General features: G+C 65.2%; 15 protein-coding genes. 7 read left to right on the top strand and 8 right to left on the bottom strand.

Going from position 1 to position 18,445, the window contains the following annotated elements:
* Positions 1 to 82: 82 nt before the first annotated feature.
* From CKW39_RS00950 to CKW39_RS00935, 4 genes are read right to left on the bottom strand one after another with little or no spacing between them, the layout of a single operon-like run.
* Positions 83 to 1,468 (bottom strand): phosphotransferase, encoded by a 1,386-nt coding sequence (locus tag CKW39_RS00950; protein WP_158222890.1) that lies wholly within the window; start codon positions 1,466 to 1,468, stop codon positions 83 to 85.
* Positions 1,465 to 3,279: an ABC transporter ATP-binding protein gene (locus CKW39_RS00945; RefSeq protein ID WP_095796324.1), complete on the bottom strand. Its 1,815-nt coding sequence runs from the start codon at positions 3,277 to 3,279 to the stop codon at positions 1,465 to 1,467. The genes CKW39_RS00950 and CKW39_RS00945 overlap by 4 nt, the downstream gene beginning before the upstream one ends.
* Positions 3,276 to 5,819 carry a glycosyltransferase family 4 protein gene (locus tag CKW39_RS00940; RefSeq protein WP_095796323.1) on the bottom strand — a complete coding sequence of 848 codons (2,544 nt, stop codon included), beginning with the start codon at positions 5,817 to 5,819 and terminating at the stop codon, positions 3,276 to 3,278. The genes CKW39_RS00945 and CKW39_RS00940 overlap by 4 nt, the downstream gene beginning before the upstream one ends.
* The gene (locus CKW39_RS00935) at positions 5,806 to 7,161 is read right to left on the bottom strand and encodes a glycosyltransferase family protein (protein WP_095796322.1); all 1,356 of its coding nucleotides are present in this window, start codon (positions 7,159 to 7,161) and stop codon (positions 5,806 to 5,808) included. Before CKW39_RS00935 ends, CKW39_RS00940 begins: the two co-directional genes overlap by 14 nt.
* A gap of 367 nt (positions 7,162 to 7,528) precedes the next feature.
* On the opposite strand from CKW39_RS00935, the gene CKW39_RS00930 reads away from it, so the two are divergent.
* The 5 genes from CKW39_RS00930 to rmuC all read left to right on the top strand — a co-directional run bounded on the left by CKW39_RS00930 (position 7,529) and on the right by rmuC (position 12,305).
* Entirely contained in the window at positions 7,529 to 8,365 is an 837-nt protein-coding gene (locus CKW39_RS00930; RefSeq protein WP_095796321.1) for an ABC transporter ATP-binding protein, read from the top strand.
* Positions 8,366 to 8,406: 41 nt separating this feature from the next.
* Complete coding sequence (locus CKW39_RS00925) at positions 8,407 to 9,168, top strand: ABC transporter permease (protein ID WP_095796320.1); 762 nt, start codon at positions 8,407 to 8,409, stop codon at positions 9,166 to 9,168.
* An 11-nt stretch (positions 9,169 to 9,179) separates the two neighbouring features.
* On the top strand, positions 9,180 to 10,328 hold the full coding sequence (locus tag CKW39_RS00920) for a sensor histidine kinase (RefSeq protein ID WP_095796319.1): 1,149 nt from the start codon (positions 9,180 to 9,182) through the stop codon (positions 10,326 to 10,328).
* Entirely contained in the window at positions 10,325 to 10,936 is a 612-nt protein-coding gene (locus tag CKW39_RS00915; RefSeq protein WP_095796318.1) for a response regulator transcription factor, read from the top strand. The genes CKW39_RS00920 and CKW39_RS00915 overlap by 4 nt, the downstream gene beginning before the upstream one ends.
* A gap of 97 nt (positions 10,937 to 11,033) precedes the next feature.
* A complete protein-coding gene (gene rmuC / locus CKW39_RS00910; RefSeq protein ID WP_254049212.1) occupies positions 11,034 to 12,305 on the top strand; it encodes a DNA recombination protein RmuC in 1,272 nt (423 codons plus the stop codon).
* Positions 12,306 to 12,395: 90 nt separating this feature from the next.
* On the opposite strand, the gene CKW39_RS00905 is transcribed toward rmuC, so the two are convergent.
* Positions 12,396 to 13,478: a 4-hydroxy-3-methylbut-2-enyl diphosphate reductase gene (locus tag CKW39_RS00905; RefSeq protein ID WP_095796317.1), complete on the bottom strand. Its 1,083-nt coding sequence runs from the start codon at positions 13,476 to 13,478 to the stop codon at positions 12,396 to 12,398.
* Between the two features lie 4 nt (positions 13,479 to 13,482).
* Positions 13,483 to 14,388 carry a hypothetical protein gene (locus CKW39_RS00900; protein ID WP_095796316.1) on the bottom strand — a complete coding sequence of 302 codons (906 nt, stop codon included), beginning with the start codon at positions 14,386 to 14,388 and terminating at the stop codon, positions 13,483 to 13,485.
* A gap of 59 nt (positions 14,389 to 14,447) precedes the next feature.
* Between CKW39_RS00900 and xseA the strand changes: the two genes are divergently transcribed.
* Together xseA and CKW39_RS00890 are read left to right on the top strand one after the other, a co-directional pair.
* Positions 14,448 to 15,749 (top strand): exodeoxyribonuclease VII large subunit, encoded by a 1,302-nt coding sequence (gene xseA, locus CKW39_RS00895; RefSeq protein WP_095796315.1) that lies wholly within the window; start codon positions 14,448 to 14,450, stop codon positions 15,747 to 15,749.
* A gap of 37 nt (positions 15,750 to 15,786) precedes the next feature.
* Positions 15,787 to 16,056: an exodeoxyribonuclease VII small subunit gene (locus CKW39_RS00890; protein ID WP_095796314.1), complete on the top strand. Its 270-nt coding sequence runs from the start codon at positions 15,787 to 15,789 to the stop codon at positions 16,054 to 16,056.
* Positions 16,057 to 16,140: 84 nt separating this feature from the next.
* On the opposite strand, the gene CKW39_RS00885 is transcribed toward CKW39_RS00890, so the two are convergent.
* On the bottom strand, positions 16,141 to 17,358 hold the full coding sequence (locus CKW39_RS00885) for a pyridoxal phosphate-dependent aminotransferase (protein WP_095796313.1): 1,218 nt from the start codon (positions 17,356 to 17,358) through the stop codon (positions 16,141 to 16,143).
* 42 nt (positions 17,359 to 17,400) lie between these two features.
* Complete coding sequence (locus tag CKW39_RS00880) at positions 17,401 to 18,423, bottom strand: glycine betaine ABC transporter substrate-binding protein (RefSeq protein WP_254049211.1); 1,023 nt, start codon at positions 18,421 to 18,423, stop codon at positions 17,401 to 17,403.
* Positions 18,424 to 18,445 lie beyond the last annotated feature (22 nt).

Raw genomic sequence — 18,445 nt, 5'->3', positions numbered from 1 at the left:
TCGTTCACCATTGATATCGAATTGCATTGGAGCTTGTGACTGCTCCGCCCCCGGCGCCCGCTGGGGCGCTATCCCCGTCATGTCATTCCACCTTGCCCCGCAGCACGGCGTGCGCGAGATCAACGCGCTGCCGTGCGTGATTGACGCAATCCGGATCCAGATTGCGAAACGCTTCGGTCACTCGCAAAAGCACATGGAACGCCGTCCACGCGCGCACGGACTCGTCCGTGACCACCCCCGTGCCGGGTACACGACGATACGCCTCAGCCAGGGCCACCGCAGTAGATGAATCGCGACCACTCAACAACTCCACGGCCGCGAAATCACCCAGGTCGTAACCAATGGGCGCCATCTTCATGCGGTCGAAATCGATGAGGAGCGGCGCGCCGTCTTCCCCGAGCACCACCTGATCTGCGGAAAGATCCCCGTGGGAGAGCACCGCGGCGCCAGGGTTCTCCGCGATGGCCCGCAACACGTCGTCGGCCACGGTCTCGAATCGACCCCGCAAATCTGCCAGGAAACATGTCAGCCCGTTGGCCGCACCCTGCAGGGCAGCCACAGGATTCACGCCCGGCACGGCCAGTTTTTGGCCGAGTGCCCCGGGCATGCCCGAGTGCAGCACCTCCTGTGTCATGGACACCAACGCAGCCGGGTCGATGTTGTGCAGCCGGGTCACCGCCTCAGCCACCGCCGGCAAGAGATCGCTTGGCGAGAGCGCTACCGTTGCTGCAGCGCCGGTCGCCGAACCACCGGGGACCTTGTCGCCCGCTGCGCCTGAATCGGACGTCATCACGCCGGACACCGCCCCGCCCGTCGCCGCAACATCTGCAGCCAGCCGTTCCGTGAAATCTCCCCCGGTGATCCACGGCTGCTCGATGCTGTGCTGGGTCATCCCCGTCACCGGCAGTACGGGCGCACCGAGCTGATGCAACGCCGGCAGCAACGGCGCCGTGGCGGGAGGTTCCGCCCACACGCGCACCACGGAAGACTCGCCGGAATCGCCGGTGCGCTTGAACACCACACGACGCCACGGGTTGTAGCTGAGCACGGTCCCGTCAACCCGCCCACGCGAGTCCACGGCCTTGATCTCCGCAAGCGCCTTGAACAACATGCGGTCCAAGCCGATCGGCCCGCAGAACACGCTGGTACGCGGATCGTCCGGCAGCAGCGCGGTGAACAACGGGTACCCGGTCTGGTCAGCGCGCTTGAGCAGTTTGCCGGCCTTGTTCGTCTCGCTCGGGGCGTACGCGGCGAACCACCAAGGCTGGCTTGCGGCCCCGGAACGGTCGCGAGCGGCGTCGACAATCCGCGCCACCGCGGAGGTCTCCGGCTTGAAGCGAAGGTGCTCGATGACCGGCTGGGCCATGCCCGTGTTGGCGACCAGCGTGGCAAGGGAACGGGCATCCGATTCCGAGCCGGGCCGGGCATACAGAGCATTGAGGACCGGTGTTTTCAGTGCCTGGCTCATGAGACCTCCGTTGCGTTGCGCTGGGTCTTGACCCATGCGGCGAACCGGCCGGAGTGTTCCGTCATGAGTTCGGCGGGAGTACCGTCCAGTTCGATATTTCCGTTCTCGATCCACAAGACACGGTCCGCGTCCAGCGCCAGGTGCGCATCGTGGGTGATGGCCACGGTCGTGCGATCCACGGTCAGGTGATCGATTGCCTTGAGCACCGCCGACGTCGCCGCGGGGTCCAGTCCCGTCGTGGCCTCGTCCAGAACCACCACCGGCGAATCACGCAGCAGGGCACGAGCGACGGCAATGCGCTGCCGCTGACCACCCGACAGCGTTCCGCCGCGCTCGCCCACGTAGGTGTCGTAGGCCTCGGGCATCGCGCAGATGAAGTCATGTGCGTAGGCGCGACGAGCGGCCTCCTGCACTTCTTCGTCGGTGGCGTCCAAGCGGCCGTAGCGAATGTTGTCGTTGATGGTGCCGGAGAACAGCACGGTCTCCTGGGGCACCAGGGCAATGTGCGAGCGCAGGCTCTCCAGTGTGATGTCGCGGATATTGGTGCCATCCAGGCAGACCTTGCCCTGATCGGGATCGATCAGTCGAGGCAACAACTTGCTGATCGTGGACTTACCGGCACCCGAAGGACCGACCACGGCCACGCGCTGACCCGCCGGAATCTCCACGTCCACACCGCGCAGAATGGGATCGCCGGGGTTGTAGCCGAACCAGACGTCGCGCAGTGCCAGCTCGCCGCGAGCGTAGGCCAGCGGCTTGGCGTTCGGATCGTCACCGATGTCCACGGGCACGTCCAGGACATCGGCAATGCGTTCACCGGAGGCCGTGGCCCGGGCGATGCGGCCGGTGTACTTGGCCAGGTCGCGCAGGGGCTTCATTGCGGTCTTGAGGTAGGTCAGGAAGATCACCAGGTCACCGGGACTCATCCCGCCCTGCACCACGCGCCACCCGCCGCCGCCAAGCACGAGCGCGGTGGCCACACCCACGATCACGTCCGTGCGGCGCTCAAGTCCGGCGGCGAGCTTCTTGGCCTGCACGCCGTCTTTGAGGGTCTTCATGTTGGAGCCGGAGAAGTTCTTGCTGATCTCACCGTGCAGGCTGTAGGCGTGCACCACGCCGATCGCGCCCAAGGACTCCTGGGCGATGTTGGCCAACTGGCCCTCGCCCTTACGGGTCCGGCGAGACGCCTCGGTAATGCGCGTGGTTGAGCCCTGAGACGTCACCCAGTAGGCGATCGCAGCGAGCACCACCACGCAGGCCAGACGGGCATCCAGTACGAACATCACCACGGCCATGACGAGCAGCGTGATCACGTTGGCGATCAACGGCAGGCCGGCTGTGACGGCCACGTCCTGCAGCTTGCCCACGTCACCCACCAGGCGTTGCACCAGGTCACCGCGCTTACTCGTGGCGTGATAGCCGTCCGAGAGCGACTGCACGTGGGAGAACACCGAGGCGCGCAGCTTGGTGGCCACCCGCGATCCGGCCAGGGCGAAGCACACCGTGGCCAGGTAATTCGACAGCGCCCGCAGTCCCACGATCAGCACCACCGCCGCGGCACACGCGACCAGCAGGCTCGCGGTGGCGGCGGGGGCACCCGGGATGGTCGCGCCCAGCTGGGCGGTCACGGCGTCCACCACGAACTTGGTGGGCCACGGTTCGAGCACGCGGAAGGCCACCTCGAACAGCAGCGCGGTGATACCACCGGACATCAGCCACTTCTGGCCGCCCAGGTGCGGTCGAACGATCTTGAGGGTCCGGCGCAGGGCTCCGGGATCGACCTTGCCCGCCTTCTTGGATTTTGAGCTCACGGTGCGCCGCCGTCTCCGGCCGCGACCGCGGCGGTCTCGGGAGCGCTCTCGATCTCGGAAGCGGCGGTCTCGGCGGGCTGGGTCACGACGCCGCTCAGGATCGTGTCCACGGCCTTGGACCAGCTGTGCCGCGACACGGCCAGGGCTCGCGCGTTGCGTGCCATTCCGTCGCGGCGTCCGGTGTCGACCACGAGCTCGTCGATCGCGTCCGCGAGCGCTTGCGCGTCCGACGGCGCCACGAGCACCCCGGCGTCCGTGCCGTCCAGGATCTGCGGGATCTGTCCGATGGCCGAGGCCACCACGGGAAGCCCCGCGGCGAGGTATTCGTACACCTTGAGCGGGGAGAAGTAGGAGTCCTCGGCGGCCACGGCCGGGTAGGGCGCGGTGGCGATCGAGCAGGCGGTCAACAGTCCGGGAACGGCCTCGGGAGTCACAGCACCGGTGAACGAGACGCGGTGCTGCAGCCCAGCGTCCTTCACGCGAGCGCGCAGGGTTTCCCCCTGCGGTCCGTGGCCGATGATGCGCAGGTCCCAGTCCTGCCGGGCCAGTGCCACGGCCTCCACCAGGGTTTCCACGCCGTGCCACGGCTTGAGCGTGCCCACGAACGCCACGGTCGGGCGGTCGTGTTCCAGGGGATCCTCGCCGGGAGCGATGCGATCCGTGTTGACCCCGTTGGGCACCACGGTGACGTCCGCTCCCCCGGTGGTTCCGGCCACCCAGTCCGCGACCATGGCGGAGACGGCAATCGTGTGCGCGGCGGCCGAGGTCTGTTCCACGAGCGCGCGGTGCGCCAGCTTCTCGTCCACCAGGTGACGGTGCGTGCGCTGTTCGTCGATGAGCGGCGCGTTGACTTCCAGGATGCCGGGGATACCGGCGGGCGCGACCTGCGCGAGCGCCGTCGAGAACAAGGAGTACCGCTCGTACACCAGGTCGAAGCCACCGGCGGCGATCTGGAACGCGAATTCGGAGCCGACGGCGTGCTGGGCGGCCTCGCGCTCGGCGGTCTCCTTGGTTTTGATGGGCCGGTGGACGACCTCCACGCCGTCCAGGTCCGCGGGCATGTCGTCCCCGGTGCGGGTTGCGAAAATCGTGACGTCCGCGCCGCGGCGGATGAATTCCCGCACCACTTCCTGCACGTGCACGGAGGCGCCCTTGGTCCCGAACACCGGGATGCCCGGGTCCACGCACACGTACGCGATGCGCTTGCCCTGCAGGTCCATGACGGGCGGGGTGGTCGCGGCGTCGGCGCGTTCGCTCGTCCGGGGAACGGACGGCACGGCGGGTTCGACGACGTCTTCGAACCGACCGTCCTCCAGGGCCACGAGTGTGCGGGCCTGGGAATGCGAGTCGAAGCGGTTGTCGATGTGGCGGCGACCGGCGGCGGCCATGGCCTGGCGGTCGAAGGACGGGTCAGCGATGGTTGCCAGCGCGGAAACCAGCTCGTCCACGTCGCCGGGGGTGTGCAGGAATCCGGTGACACCGTGTTCGATGGCCTCCGGAATACCGGTGACGGTCGAGGCGACACAGGGAACGCCGCTGGCCATGGCCTCGAGCAAGACGGTGGGCAGGCCGTCGGCATTGCCGTCCGCACCGATGATGGAGGGCGCATCAAAGACATCGGCCCAGGCGAGCAGGTCACGGACCTCCTGTTGGGTGCGAGCGCCCAGCAGGGTGATCACGTCACCGAGCCCGGCAATGTCGATCGCGGTCTGAACTCGGGTGAACAGAGCACCCTCACCGGCGATGCGCACCTCTATCGGGATCCCTTGTGCCACGAGCCTGCCTGCGGCGGCGACCAGGTCGAAGAACCCCTTCTTCTCCACCATGCGGCCCACCGCGGCAATCCGCAGCGGCCGGGAGCCATTCACGGCAGCGGGCGGCGCGTACGGGAAACGCTCCAGTTCCAGCCCGTTGTAGACCAGGTGCAGTTTGTCCGCGTGGTCCGGGTATTGGGTAGCCAAGTGATTCAGGTTGTACTCGGAAATCGTGATGACGTGGTGCGAGCGCGCCAAGGTGCGGCCCAGTCGGGCGGGCACCACGGACTCGTGGAAGATGTCCTTGGCGTGAGTGGTCACGGAGTATTCGATATCCGCCAACAGTGCGGCGACCTCGGCGGTCTGACCCGCGAGCGTGGCGAAGTGGGCGTGCAAGTGCGTGATGCCGCGGCGAGCGACCTCGCACGCGAGGTGAATGGCCTGGTGGACGTCGGCGGCGTCGTAGGTGGCCAGCTCGGGGAGCAGCTCAGCATAACGGCGGGCGAAACCGGGGATCGTGGCGGTCGCGTCGGCGAAGAGCGCCCAGGCGTCAGAAAGTTTGTACGGCTTGGGGAGGAACGTCACGGCCGCCTGCACGCGCGCGATCTCGGGGTGGAACCGGGTGTCCGAGGTGGGGCGCAGGGCGAAGATTTCGAGGGACTCGCCCGCGGCTTCGCGGGCGAGAATCTCGGTGACAATGAAGGTTTCAGAAAACCGCGGGTACACCTTGAGCACATAGGCGGTCTTGCGCGCCGGGCGGGCGGTGGCGGACTCAGACTGCTGCATGGTTGACTCCTGCTGCTTCGAACGAGTGGGCCGGAACGGTCACCGCGTTGCGGGTAACCCCCGCGGGATCGGCATCTGCGGCAATCCCTGCATTTGAAGAATAGCCAGCCACGATGTTGGCGTCCGGAACCGGCAGCGGTGCGACAGACTTATCGGTCAACCACGCGAGATCCGCGGCCAGGTCCACCACACGGTCCAGCCCGTTGAGCCCGAGCTCCTCGCGGGCTGCGCGCTGCTTCTCCCGGATGGCCGGATTGGCCACGGCCTCCGCCAACCACTGACCGATGGTTTCGCTGGTGGCTTCCGAAGGATCTACCCAATCAATGGCCCCGGTCTCCCCCAGCCCACGAGCGCGGATGATCTGCTCCGTGCGCGGGGTGGTACGCGGGACCAACAGCGCGGGGGTGTCCGTGGACAGCGTCTCGGCCACGGTGTTGTACCCGGCCATCGACACCACGGCGTCCGCGGAGGCCACGTACGACATGCCGTCCGAGACCTTGTTGGTGACCTTGGTGGACGGTCCTGCGACGGCCTCCACCTCGTGGCGCTCGGCGGAGGGCATCTGCGGGCCGGTCACCACCAGGTGTTGCACGCCGGCCGGGACGGGAGCCGCAGCTGCGGCCTTGGCCACGTTCACGCCGTCGGAACCGCCGCCGAGCATGGTGAGCACGAACGGCTTGATGGTCGCGTTGTGGCGGCCACTGAACTTGCGACCGCTCGAGAGCAGGCCCGTGTAGTCGACCATCGGTGCGAATTCCGCGGGCAGCTCGCCGGTGGCCAGCGGGTCGTGGATGTCGCGGTCCCCGTAGACCCACACACGATCGAACAGGTCGGTGACGGACTCCACGCCCACGCGCTTCCATTCCTCGGCGGCAACCTCGGGAGCGTCCAGGACCTCGCGCAGCCCCAGGACGAACGTGGTCTCCGGCTTCACGGCCTTGAGCTCCCGCAGCGGCTTGATCAGCTCGCCGTCGATGCCGAACGGGTGACGGTCCACGATCACGATGTGCGGGCGGAAGGCATCCAGCGCGCCACCGATCACGGAGGAACGGATGTCGAACAGTCGCTCGCTCTTGACGCCCAGGTGACGGGCCTCGTACCTACCGCTCTTCTTACGGATGCCGGGGACGACCAACCAGTCGAATCCCTTGGGGCAGCGGTAGGAGGTGGCTGTGCGCTCGCCGGTGATGAGCAGCCCGGACAGCTTGCGACCGGTCAGCTCGGGCAGCGCGTCGGACAGTGCCTGCGCGATGGCGAGGTTACGGCGGGTGTGGCCCAGACCCAACGAATCGTGTGAGTAGAGAGCGATCCGCAACTCCTGGGAGTGATCTGCAGTGTCCATCTGTTTACCTCACGTTCGAGCCGGCTGGTGGATCCGCCGACGGCTGTCCTGATAGCCCAAGACTAAGAATCGGGTGTGAATCGGACGTGAGACGTTCATGAGAAAGTTCTCATGTGTTACCCGTCGGTTGCCTACCGGCCAATGGCCCAGCATCGCGGGCACATTCGAGGGCGCACCCATGACGTTTGTCACGCGTGAGTCGTGACGTTCGGCAGTTCTGCGGGGCGTGTTTTCCCGCGAATCTAAAGGTATGAATCCTCCAGTTGCCCCTTCCTCAGCTCGACGAGCCACTTCCACGACCGCTCCGCTCGCCCCGGCCATCGAGTGCTCTCACGTTCATCAGGTGTTCCGGACTCGCAAGGAGACGGTGCACGCCGTCAACGACGTGAACCTGCGCATCGAGCGCGGTGAGATCGTGGCCCTGTTGGGACCCAATGGCGCCGGCAAGACCACACTTCTGGACCTGGCCCTGGGTATGAACAACCCGGGAGAAGGCACGGTCGCGGTCTTCGGACACAGCCCGCGCGAGGCCGTCTCCCGCGGCTTGGTGGGTGCCGTCCAACAAACGGGTGGCCTTCTCGCGGACTTGTCCGTGCGCGAAACGGTGGTGATGATCGCGTCGCTCTACCGCGAGCACATGCCCGTGGACGAGGCGCTGGAACGCGCCGGAGCGGCGTCGTTCGCGAAACGCAAGATCGCCAAATGCTCGGGAGGTCAGCAGCAGCGCGTTCGCTTTGCCCTGGCTCTGCTCCCTGAGCCGGATCTGCTGATTCTCGACGAGCCCACCGCCGGCATGGATGTACAGGCCCGACAGGAATTCTGGGACACCATGCGCGCCGAGGCCCGCGAGGGCCGCACCGTGGTGTTCGCTACCCACTATCTGCAAGAGGCCGAAGACTTCGCCCAGCGCGTGGTGCTTCTTGACCGCGGAGCGGTGCATCACGACGGCACGGTGGACAGCTTCCGATCCGCTTCCACGCATCAAACGGTGTCGTTCGACTGGCCCGGCGCGACGCCGTTGCCGGACCTTCCCGGCGTCACGCACCTTGATTGGAAGGGCGCCCGCGTCACCGCACAAACACACGACTCGGATCAACTGGCACGCGTGCTACTGACCGAAACGCCCGCCAACGAACTGGAAATCTCCCGCGGTGGCCTGGAAGAGGCCTTTACAGCGCTCGTGAACCGTTCTTCCGAGCACTGAAACCAGCAGAACTGATAACCAGGATCGACAAGGAATTCATTATGAATCTCACGTACACACTCCATGACTTCTGGCGCCAGGTCCGCGCCTTCGAGAACATGTTCTTCATCGCGATACTGCCCGCGGCATTGTTCATCATGTTCGGTGTCACCCAGGGCTGGTCCGACGAATCCTCGGGCCATGGCAATGTCTCCGCCTACCTGATGGTCTCCATGGCCGCGTACGGCGCGGTCACCGCAACCACCTCCATTGCGGGCAGCGCCGCCGTGGAGAGGATGCAGGGCTGGGGCCGACAGTTGGCCATGACGCCCATGGGAACGGGCGGATACGCCGCCACCAAAGTGATCGTCGCGATGACTGTGGCGGTGGTGCCGGTGATCATCGTTTATTTGGCCGGTGTCCTCACCAATTCGGTCATGGACGATGTGTGGCGCTGGTTCGCAACCGCCGGCATCGTCATTGCCTGTTCCGTGGTCTTTGCGCTCTACGGTCTGGCCGCAGGACTGTTGTTCCGCTCGGACGGCGCGGTCAGCGCCGCCACCGGCCTGCTGGTGGTGCTCGCCTTCCTGGGCAACGTGTTCATGCCGTTGTCCGGTTCGTTACTGGACTTCGCCCGCTTCACGCCCTTGTATGGAATTGTTGGACTTGCCCGCTACCCCATTACCGAAGGCTGGGTGGTTTCCGTGGACGGCGCCGCCGAACAGGACAGCGTCTGGATGCTGCTGGCCAACGTGGGTGTGTGGACCGTGATTTTCGCCGCCATCGCCCTGTTCGCCGCGCGGAAAGCAACGGCCCGCAAATGAGCACAGTGACGATGAATACTCAGACCGAGAAAGAAACGTCGGCCGAAAATCCCGCCGAATGGCCCTCCGGCTGGCCCGATGTCCTGTTCGCCTCCGTGTGGCTGGTGTTCCTCATCTTCCCCGTGACCCGCGTGTGGTCAAGCCCTGCGGACGATGGCCTCAAGGTCATGGCACTCATCGGGCTGGGGCTCTTCGCCGTTTTGTACGTCATCTCGTGGATCAAGGAATACCTGTTCCCCGAGCACAGTGAGCGATTCAACGCCCTGGTGTGGTGCTTGATTCTCCTGTTGCCCGTGGCCTTGGTGATTCCTGCGGGCGGGCTCGCCGCGACTTATGTCAGTCCGTTCTTCGTAGCGGTCTGTGTGTTCCGTATGTCCATGAAGGAATCGCTCCTCGCTGCCGCGGTTATTGCGATTCTCGCGCTCACACCGTGGTTGATGTTGACCGCGCGAGAGGATTGGATCTGGCCGATCATCGGCATCGGGCCCTCGTGGATGCTGCTTCTGGTCTCCCGCTGGGTAGTCGAACGCTCCGTGGCTCAGGAGCAGCTACAGCGCGAACTCAAACTGGCTCAGCAGCGCGAGTCCGTGGGCCGCGACGTCCACGACATCCTGGGCCATTCCCTCACCGTGGTGTCCATGAAGGTCCAGCTGGCCAAGCGCCTCATGGCCACGGACCCGGAACGAGCGGCCCAAGAGCTCGACGACGTTCTGGTCCTCACGCGCGATTCCCTCACCGATGTGCGCTCCACGGTGGGCAAACTGCGCGAACCCGAGCTGAGCGTCCAATTGGTTCAGACTCGGGCCGCACTGCGCTCCGCGGGCATCACCCCGCATCTGCCCAGTACAGTTCCGTCGATTGAGGCTCCCTGGCGTTCCACGTTTGCGTGGATCCTTCGTGAGGCCGTGACGAATGCGGTGCGCCACTCGTCCGCTACTTCGTGCTGGGTCACGCTCACCTCGACCACCCTGACCATCACCGACGACGGCGCTGGGTTGAGTTGCGAGCGCGACGGCGCGGACGCGGCGGCGTCGTCGATGTCCGGCAATGGCCTGCGAGGCATGCGGGAACGAGCCGAGAAAGCCGGGCTTAAATTGACCGCGACATCGCCCGTGGAGGGCAAGGACCAAGGAACGAGAATCGTGGTGGAACCGGCATGAAGACCATCTCCGTAGTGATTGCGGATGATCAGGCGTTGGTGAGGGCCGGGCTGGCTGCCCTGCTCGAGCTGGAACCGGACATCTCGGTCGTGGCGCAAGTGGGCAATGGTCGAGAAGCCGTGGACGCCGTGGCCGCGCAGGACATCGACGTGGCTCTGCTGGACATCGAGATGCCGGTGCTCAACGGGTTGGATGCCACGCAGGAGATCGCGCGCGGGGGCAGCGGAACCAAGTGCCTGATCGTGACCACCTTCGACCGCCCCGGATATTTGCGCCGGGCCCTCGATGCGGGCGCCAGCGGATTCGTGGTGAAAGATACGCCCGCAGAACAGCTGGCCGAGGCCATTCGACGCGTGCACGCGGGGCTGCGTGTCATCGACCCGCAACTCGCCGAGGAATCGTTGGTCGCCGGCGCCAACCCGCTGACCCAGCGGGAACAGGACGTGTTGCGAGAATCCGCACAGGGTGGCTCGGCGAAGCAGATCGCGGCATCTCTGCATCTGTCCGCAGGAACGGTGCGCAATCATTTGTCCTCCGCTATTGGGAAGACGGGTGTGCACAACCGTTCCGAAGCCGCTGCAACAGCACTGCGCAACGGATGGATCTAGCGGGGGTGGCGCACCTGCGGTTCCCCTTGCGGGTGGCCTGGCGGTTCGCCCGATGCAGGTCCTTATGAATGTCGGAGGGGTCTGAGACAGTTCCCCCATGGACGCTTCCGTGATGTCTCTGGTGTGGTGGTTGTGGGCGTTATTCGCCCTGGTGGTGGGGCTCGGGCTGGGTGCCGCCGTGGGAATGTCGCTGGCTAGTCGCCGGACACGTCGGATCGAGGCCGAGGTCGACGAGCTGCAGGCCGAACGCCTGAAGGCCTTGCAAGAGAGCGCCGCCGCGCGAGAAGCCAAGGAGCAACTCGAGAGGCACGTGGCCACTCTGGAAGCTCGCTCCTTCCAAGATCAGAACGTGCTGCAGGCGTTGGCGCCACTCAATGATCAGCTGCGCACCGTGGGACGTCACGTCACTCAACTGGAACGGGACCGCGCTGAGCAATTTGGTGCTGTGAGTCAGGCCCTGGATGCCGCTCGCAGCACGGACGCGCAGTTGCTGGAGGCCACCGGGTCGCTGTCCTCGTCGTTGCGCTCCACCACTGTGCGCGGCGCGTGGGGTGAAATGCAGTTGCGTCGCGTGGTGGAAGCCGCCGGAATGCTACGGCACGTGGATTTCACGGAGCAGGATTCACGCACGACCGACCGCGGTGTGCAGCGCCCGGACATGATCGTGAAACTGCCCGGCGGACAGGTCATCGTGGTCGATGCTAAGGCACCCATGAACTCCTACTTGGATGCGCAAGCCGTGCCCGCGGACGGCTCACCGGAGAACGACCAGCGCCGAGCGCAATCCTTGAAGGCACACGCCAAGGCACTGCGAGCGCACGTGAACGCGCTGGCGGCCAAACAGTACTGGACAGGTAACGATGGCTCCCCCGAGCTGGTGATGTGTTTCGTCCCGGTGGAATCCGCACTCGCCGCAGCCCTGGAGTCGGATGCGGCACTACTGGAACATTCATCTCGAAACAATGTGGCGTTGGTGTCCCCGGTGTCGCTGATGGCCTCGCTCAAGGCGGTGGCATTCAGCTGGCGTCAGGCCACTCTCACGGACAACGCGCGCGAGCTCTACCGGCTCTCGCGAGAGCTCTACGACCGTATGGGATCTGTGGGTAAGCACCTAGCTGATATGGGTGGCTCACTCAGGCGTTCGGTGGACGGCTACAACAAACTCGTGGGCTCACTCGAAACCCGTGTGTTGCCTTCGGCCCGCAAGATCGCGGCGCTGGATCCCACCGACAACGACTCCACCGGGCTCGAAACTAAGCCCGTGGAAACCATGCCCCGAGCCGTCACTGCGACCGAGTTCGTGCTGGACGGTTCCGCTGACCGGGGTAATGAGACTGGCCCGCGCGAAGACAACGCACGGGCCAGCTAATGCTGCGCCGCCCGGCTGACCGAGTGATCGGGTGAGCGGGTCGAGACAGCTCCCGGCCGGTCGCAGTGTCGCGACCGCCAGGCGTTCGGATCAGCGGTTGGGACGCGATCCGCGGCCGCCGAGCTGACGAGATTTGTCGCCGCCCTCGGCGAGCTTGGCACGCAGCTCCTTGGGCAGGGAGAACAGAATGTCCTCTTCAGCCGTGACGACTTCTTCGACCTCGCCATAACCGTACTCAGCCAGCAGGTCGAGCACCTGCTTGACGAGCACCTCGGGCACCGAAGCACCGGACGTCACACCGACGGTGGCAACACCCTCGAACCAGGACTCATCGACCTGGTTGGCGAAGTCCACGCGCTCGGCACGCTTGGCACCGTATTCCTCAGCTACTTCCTTGAGCCGCACGGAGTTGGACGAGTTGGCCGAACCCACCACGATCACCAGGTCCGTCTGTGGCGCAATTTCCTTGATCGCCGCCTGACGGTTGGAGGTCGCGTAGCAAATGTCGTCGCTGGGCGGGTCCTGCAGGTTGGGGAACTTCTCGCGGAGCTTGTTGACGGTCTGCATGGTCTCGTCCACGCTCAACGTGGTTTGCGAGAGCCACACGACCTTGTCCGGGTTGTTGACCTCCAGGGTGTCCACGTCCTCCGGGGAGTTCACGATCTGGATGTGCTCGGGGGCCTCGCCGAACGTGCCTTCGACCTCTTCGTGGCCCACGTGACCGATCAGCAGGATCTCGTAGTCGCCGCGAGCGAAGCGCACGGCCTCGCGGTGCACCTTGGTGACCAGCGGGCAGGTTGCGTCAATGGTTTGCAATTTGCGGTCCGCTGCGGACTGCACGACCGCCGGGGACACACCGTGGGCGGAGAACACCAGCAGGGATCCCTCGGGAACCTCGTCGGTCTCATCCACAAAAATGGCACCGCGTTCTTCCAGCGTGCCGACCACGTACTTGTTGTGCACAATCTCCTTGCGCACGTACACCGGGGCGCCGTAGTGCTCGAGCGCCTTCTCCACCGCGATCACGGCACGGTCCACGCCGGCGCAGTATCCGCGCGGCGCGGCCAACAGGACCTTGCGAGAACCGGCGACCGGAGCGGCGTCGGCGATCTCTTGGGGCGTGCGCCGTACGCGAGGAACGGTGGGCATGGAAAGATCAACGGTGGTGGACATGCCCTTAATGGTAGGCGACCGCGTGACGAGTCACCACGGCGCCCGTCACACCCGCGAGCGCGAGCACGGCCGCCCAGATCATGCCCGTAACGCACCGGGCCACGAACGATTCCCGCAGCAGACCCACGATTTCCAGGACCACCAGATTCGCCACCGGCTCAATCGAGGACGCCGAGATGAGCGACTGGGCCACCAACAACGCCGCGATCAGCAGGGCACCAGTCATAACCAGACCGGCGAGTCCCAACCCTGCAATCGCAAGCCAGCGGCGGGGAGCCAACAACACCGTGGCAATGCCCAGCGCACCGGCCAGCCACGGGAGCACGAAGCGCCATTGCGCGAACCACACGATCGCGTCAATCGCGGGCCCCGTCCGGGCACCCGGAACGGTCACCGTGAGCTCTTGCGCACTCAGCGCCGGATCGAGCCCGATGGTGTCCCTCAGGCGTTGATCGATCGTGGCGCCCACGGGATGAACGTTTACGACCAGATTCTCGGGAGCCTCCCCCATCTCCGGCGAGAGCGGCACGTTGGCGGCATGAGTTTCCACCAGCACCTGCGTCCACATCTCGCGCTGCTCGGGGGCGGTCGCGAAGGATTCGGCGGCGCCGACGGCGCTCTCCCGCACGTTCTCCAGGGTCCGATCTATCGGCCCGAGTCCTGTCTGGTAGTCGTCGAGCAGTCCGAACGAGGCGCGGTCCAGCAGCGTGCCCACCAGTTCGGTTTGGAATTGGATGTCCGTGACCACCGAGTGGGCGGTGTCCTGGAAGCCGGACGGGGACAACAGATGGTCCTGCAGCCACGTGAGCCCGAGCCAGGCCGCGAAGAACAGCCCGGTGAGGAGTCCGCACAGCACGGCGCCCGCGGTTCGCAGCGCACGGGTGGTGGAGCCAGGGGGTTGAGGGGTCACGGCTCCACTTTAGGGAAAAGTTGCCTGTGCTTGTCCGCGCAGGGTGGTAAGCATGACCCATGAGCACATCATCATCGCCGCAGCCCTCGGATGCTGTAGACGTTCCGGACCCGCACCGGGAACTCGCTCAGTTCGCGCGGGACACCTCCCCGGAGAACCCGTGGCCGCTGAGCCGCTTGTCCTCCAACCTCAATGCCTGGATCAAGAAGGCCCCGGACGCGTGGGTCGAGGGCCAGGTCATCGAGGTCAATCATCGTGCGCGCGTTTCCTACGTGACTCTGCGGGACATGAACGAAGAGATGTCCGTGTCCGTCACCCTGTTCGGCCAGGAAATGGCTGCGCTGCAGCGGCCCCTGGAACAGGGCATGCGCGTGGTGGTGAACCTCAAGGCGGACTTCTACGCCAAGACGGGTCGCCTCTCCATGATCGGCCGTGGCATCCGACCCGTGGGCCTGGGCGATCTGCTGGAACGCCTCGAACGCTTGCGTCGCGCCTTGGCTGATGAGGGGCTTTTCGATCCCCGCCACAAGAAACCGCTTCCCGTATTGCCCTTGTGCGTTGGGCTGATCACGGGGCGTAACTCGGATGCGGAGAAAGACGTGGTCCGCAACGCCTCCCTGCGCTGGCCGGGTGTGCAGTTCGAGATCCGAGAAGTTCCGGTGCAGGGCAATGGCGCTGCCAACGCCGTGAGCGCGGCGCTGGCGGAATTGGATCAGTTGGAGCACGTGGACGTGATCGTGATCGCCCGCGGCGGCGGCGCATTCGAGGATCTCCTGGCCTTCAGCGAGGAATCCTTGATCCGCAATGTCTTCTCGGCGAACACCCCCGTGGTCAGCGCGATCGGTCACGAAAATGACCAGCCATTGCTGGACTACGTGGCCGACGTTCGAGCCTCCACCCCCACGGACGCCGGCAAACGCGTGGTGCCGGATGTTCAGGAGGAACGCCTGCGCATCGGCCAGGCCCGTGCCGCACTGGATCGGGCGGTCACCACCCTCATCGAGCGTGAGCAACAGGGCTTGGCCTCCATGCGCACCCGACCGGTGCTGTCTCAACCGGACGGCATGATCCTGGTGCGCGAAGAGGACCTGGATCGCTGGCGTTCCCGGGCGTGGTCCGCGGTCAACACCGCGACCCTGCGTGCCCAGGACGCCGTCACTCAAATGCGAGCGCGGGTCCGCGCCCTGTCGCCGCAGCAGACCCTGGATCGCGGATACGCCGTGGTGCAAACCAAGGACGGGCACGTGGTCACGGAAGCGGATTCCGTAAAGGCCAAGCAGAAACTTGCCGTGCGCCTGACCTCGGGCGAACTGGGAGTCACCGTGGACTCCGTCAGCCAACGCCAGCCCGGCGAACACTGAGTACTAAGACGTCAGCAGAACTACTGAGAGGACCGTCATGACCAAGGAAAACCAGTCCCCGGACAACGCCGCACCGGACCTGTCCGACATCGATCAGCTCGGGTACGAGCAGGCCCGCGAACAACTCGTGGAAATCGTCTCCAAGCTCGAAACCGGCGGCACCACGCTGGAAGAGTCCCTCCAATTGTGGGAGCGCGGCGAAGCCCTGGCCACCCGCTGCGAGAACTGGCTCGACGGTGCCCGGGAACGGCTCGACGCCGCCCGCTCCCGGCGTGAAGAAACGCGGGAGCAAGCGGCGTCGGAGTAACTGGAGCCTCTCAGTGAGTCGGACCCGACACTGAGCCGGGCTCGAGCGAACCCGATTGAGCGGTAGTGCCTGACTCGGCGATCGTTACTGGTGGTAGCCGGAGAGGAACTCGCCCAATCGATCGAGGGCGGTGTCCAGCATCTCGACCGCGGGCAACGTGACCAGACGGAAGTGGTCCGGTTCGCCCCAGTTGAACGCTGTGCCGTGGCTGAGCAGGATCTTCTGTTCCTTGAGCAGGTCCAGGGCGAATCGCTCGTCATCCACGATGCCGAATTTCTCCACATCCAGCTTCGGGAACAGATAGAGAGCGCCGTCGGCCTGCTGGCAGGTGACGCCGTCGATGTCGTTGAGCTTGCGGTACGCCAGGTCGCGCTGAGCCTTGAGTCGGCCGCCGGGCAGGATCAGGTCGTTGATGGATTGGTGCCCGCCCAGTGCCGTCTGGATCGCGTGCTGCGCGGGCACGTTGGCGCACATGCGCATGTTGGCCAGCAGCTTGATGCCCTCGATGTAGGACTCCGCTTTCCAGTTGGGGCCGGTGATCGCCAACCAACCGGAACGGTAGCCGGCCACCCGGTACGCCTTGGACAGGCCCGAATACGTCAGGCACAGGACGTCCTCGCCGGTGAGTGAAGCCAGGTTGATCATCTCGGCGTCGTCGTAGGTGATCTTTTCGTAGATCTCGTCCGCGAAGAGGATGAGCTCGTGCTTCTTGGCGATCTCCACAATCTTCTTGAGGGTCTCGCGCGAGTACACAGCGCCGGTGGGGTTGTTGGGGTTGATCACCACAATGCCCTTGGTGCGAGAGGTGATCTTGGATTCCAGGTCTTCGAGATCCGGGTTCCAGCCGTTTTCCTCGTCGCACAGGTAGTGCACGGGGGTGCCGCCGGACAGCGCGACCGATGCGGTCCACAGCGGGTAGTCCGGGGAGGGCACCAGAATCTCGTCACCGGTGTCGCACAGCGCCTGCAAGGACATGGTGATCATTTCGGATACACCGTTGCCCAGATAGACGTCATCGGTGTCCAGGTTCATGATGCCGCGCGTCTGGTAGTACTGCACCACGGCGGTGCGGGCGGAGTAGATACCGCGCGAGTCCGAGTAACCCTGGGCGTTGGGCAGGTTCTTGATCATGTCGACCAGGATCGAATCCGGCGCCTCGAAACCGAAGGGCGCGGGGTTGCCGATGTTCAGTCGCAGAATGCGATGTCCCGCCGCCTCCATTTTTTCCGCTTGGTCCAGCACGGGACCGCGGATGTCGTAGAGCACGTTCTTCAGTTTGTCGGATTGCTTCACCATTGCCATGAGGGCAACACTACTCGTCCGTCATGGCGCTGCCACTCAAATTTAGCGGGGCTGTTCCCTGATAAATGCTGCCGCTTCCTCGGGTGTCATCTCCGGATTGTCGCCGCTGACCAAGCGCGTCATCATGGCCAGGTCTCCGGTGCGAACACTGGTCGTGATGCCGTTGATCGCGGAGACGGCGCCCCCGGTGAGCCCTTCCGATGCCACTGCCACGAGCTTCTCCGGGCGGTACAGATTATTGGGGTCGTCGAGCACTCGCAGATCGTCATCCTCGATCACGGGTGAGGACTCGGGCAGCACCGCGGCCTGCACCTCGTTGTTGAGCAGCGCATCCACCCGCTCGTCATAGTCGACAATCTCCGGAGCGGATTCCGGCTGGCAGTCGTAGTAACTTTCCAACCCCTTCACGCCCTGGTCAGAATCCGCGTAATTGCCCGGCATACCGACCGCCATGCCAGAACACTGCTCCCCCACCGAGGTCAGATCGCCCAGTTCCAACTCCACGGCAGTCGCGGGAGCCACCACGAATCGATCGGTGTTTTCCGCCGGGCCTTGATTAAGAATCTGCAGCCCCCTGGGCATCGAGTCGGGCAGCGCGTCGTAGACGTCGTCCCCGGAGGGCCCGGTCTCACCGGTGAACCCGAGCAGCTGCGCAAGCGAACCAATGAATCCCGGATCCTCGGACGCGGTGGGCGCAGGCGTGGGCGTGTTCGATGGCGACGCCGGGGTTTCGTTCTCCGCCACGTGCACGTACAGATCACCGGTGAAATCCGGGAACACATGCACTTGCTTGGCCTGCAGCGCGTCGAACAGTTCATTCCGGTCACGCCCGACATCAACGACCTCGGCGCCAATCCCCTGGTTGCGCAGCTGCTGGGCGTACATGTGCGCCACGACACGAGTCTGGTCGCTCACGCCCGTGGCAATCTTCACGGCGCTGCCATCTTTCGTACCCGGTGACGACGCCGCCGCGGCCGGCTCGGGTGCCATATCTCCCGGTGCTGGGTCCTCGCCACCGTTGCCGCACGCACTCAGGGCGAGCAGTCCGGTCAGGGCGATCCCCATGAGGCCCACTCGACTTCTAGTC

The organism is Kocuria sp. WRN011 (assembly GCF_002295155.1).
Classification (GTDB): Bacteria; Actinomycetota; Actinomycetes; order Actinomycetales; family Micrococcaceae; genus Kocuria; species Kocuria carniphila.
The sequence above is the reverse complement of the archived record's forward strand: the minus strand, read 5'-3'. Positions and strand labels throughout refer to the sequence as shown.

Coding starts and splice junctions, on each gene's coding strand:
- CKW39_RS00920 (WP_095796319.1), top strand. CDS start 9,180: ATGAATACTCAGACCGAGAAAGAAACGTCGGCCGAAAATCCCGCCGAA.
- CKW39_RS00950 (WP_158222890.1), bottom strand. CDS start 1,468: ATGAGCCAGGCACTGAAAACACCGGTCCTCAATGCTCTGTATGCCCGG.
- CKW39_RS00940 (WP_095796323.1), bottom strand. CDS start 5,819: ATGCAGCAGTCTGAGTCCGCCACCGCCCGCCCGGCGCGCAAGACCGCC.
- xseA (WP_095796315.1), top strand. CDS start 14,448: ATGAGCACATCATCATCGCCGCAGCCCTCGGATGCTGTAGACGTTCCG.
- CKW39_RS00880 (WP_254049211.1), bottom strand. CDS start 18,423: ATGGGGATCGCCCTGACCGGACTGCTCGCCCTGAGTGCGTGCGGCAAC.
- rmuC (WP_254049212.1), top strand. CDS start 11,034: ATGGACGCTTCCGTGATGTCTCTGGTGTGGTGGTTGTGGGCGTTATTC.
- CKW39_RS00890 (WP_095796314.1), top strand. CDS start 15,787: ATGACCAAGGAAAACCAGTCCCCGGACAACGCCGCACCGGACCTGTCC.
- CKW39_RS00935 (WP_095796322.1), bottom strand. CDS start 7,161: ATGGACACTGCAGATCACTCCCAGGAGTTGCGGATCGCTCTCTACTCA.
- CKW39_RS00885 (WP_095796313.1), bottom strand. CDS start 17,358: ATGGCAATGGTGAAGCAATCCGACAAACTGAAGAACGTGCTCTACGAC.
- CKW39_RS00925 (WP_095796320.1), top strand. CDS start 8,407: ATGAATCTCACGTACACACTCCATGACTTCTGGCGCCAGGTCCGCGCC.
- CKW39_RS00905 (WP_095796317.1), bottom strand. CDS start 13,478: ATGTCCACCACCGTTGATCTTTCCATGCCCACCGTTCCTCGCGTACGG.
- CKW39_RS00915 (WP_095796318.1), top strand. CDS start 10,325: ATGAAGACCATCTCCGTAGTGATTGCGGATGATCAGGCGTTGGTGAGG.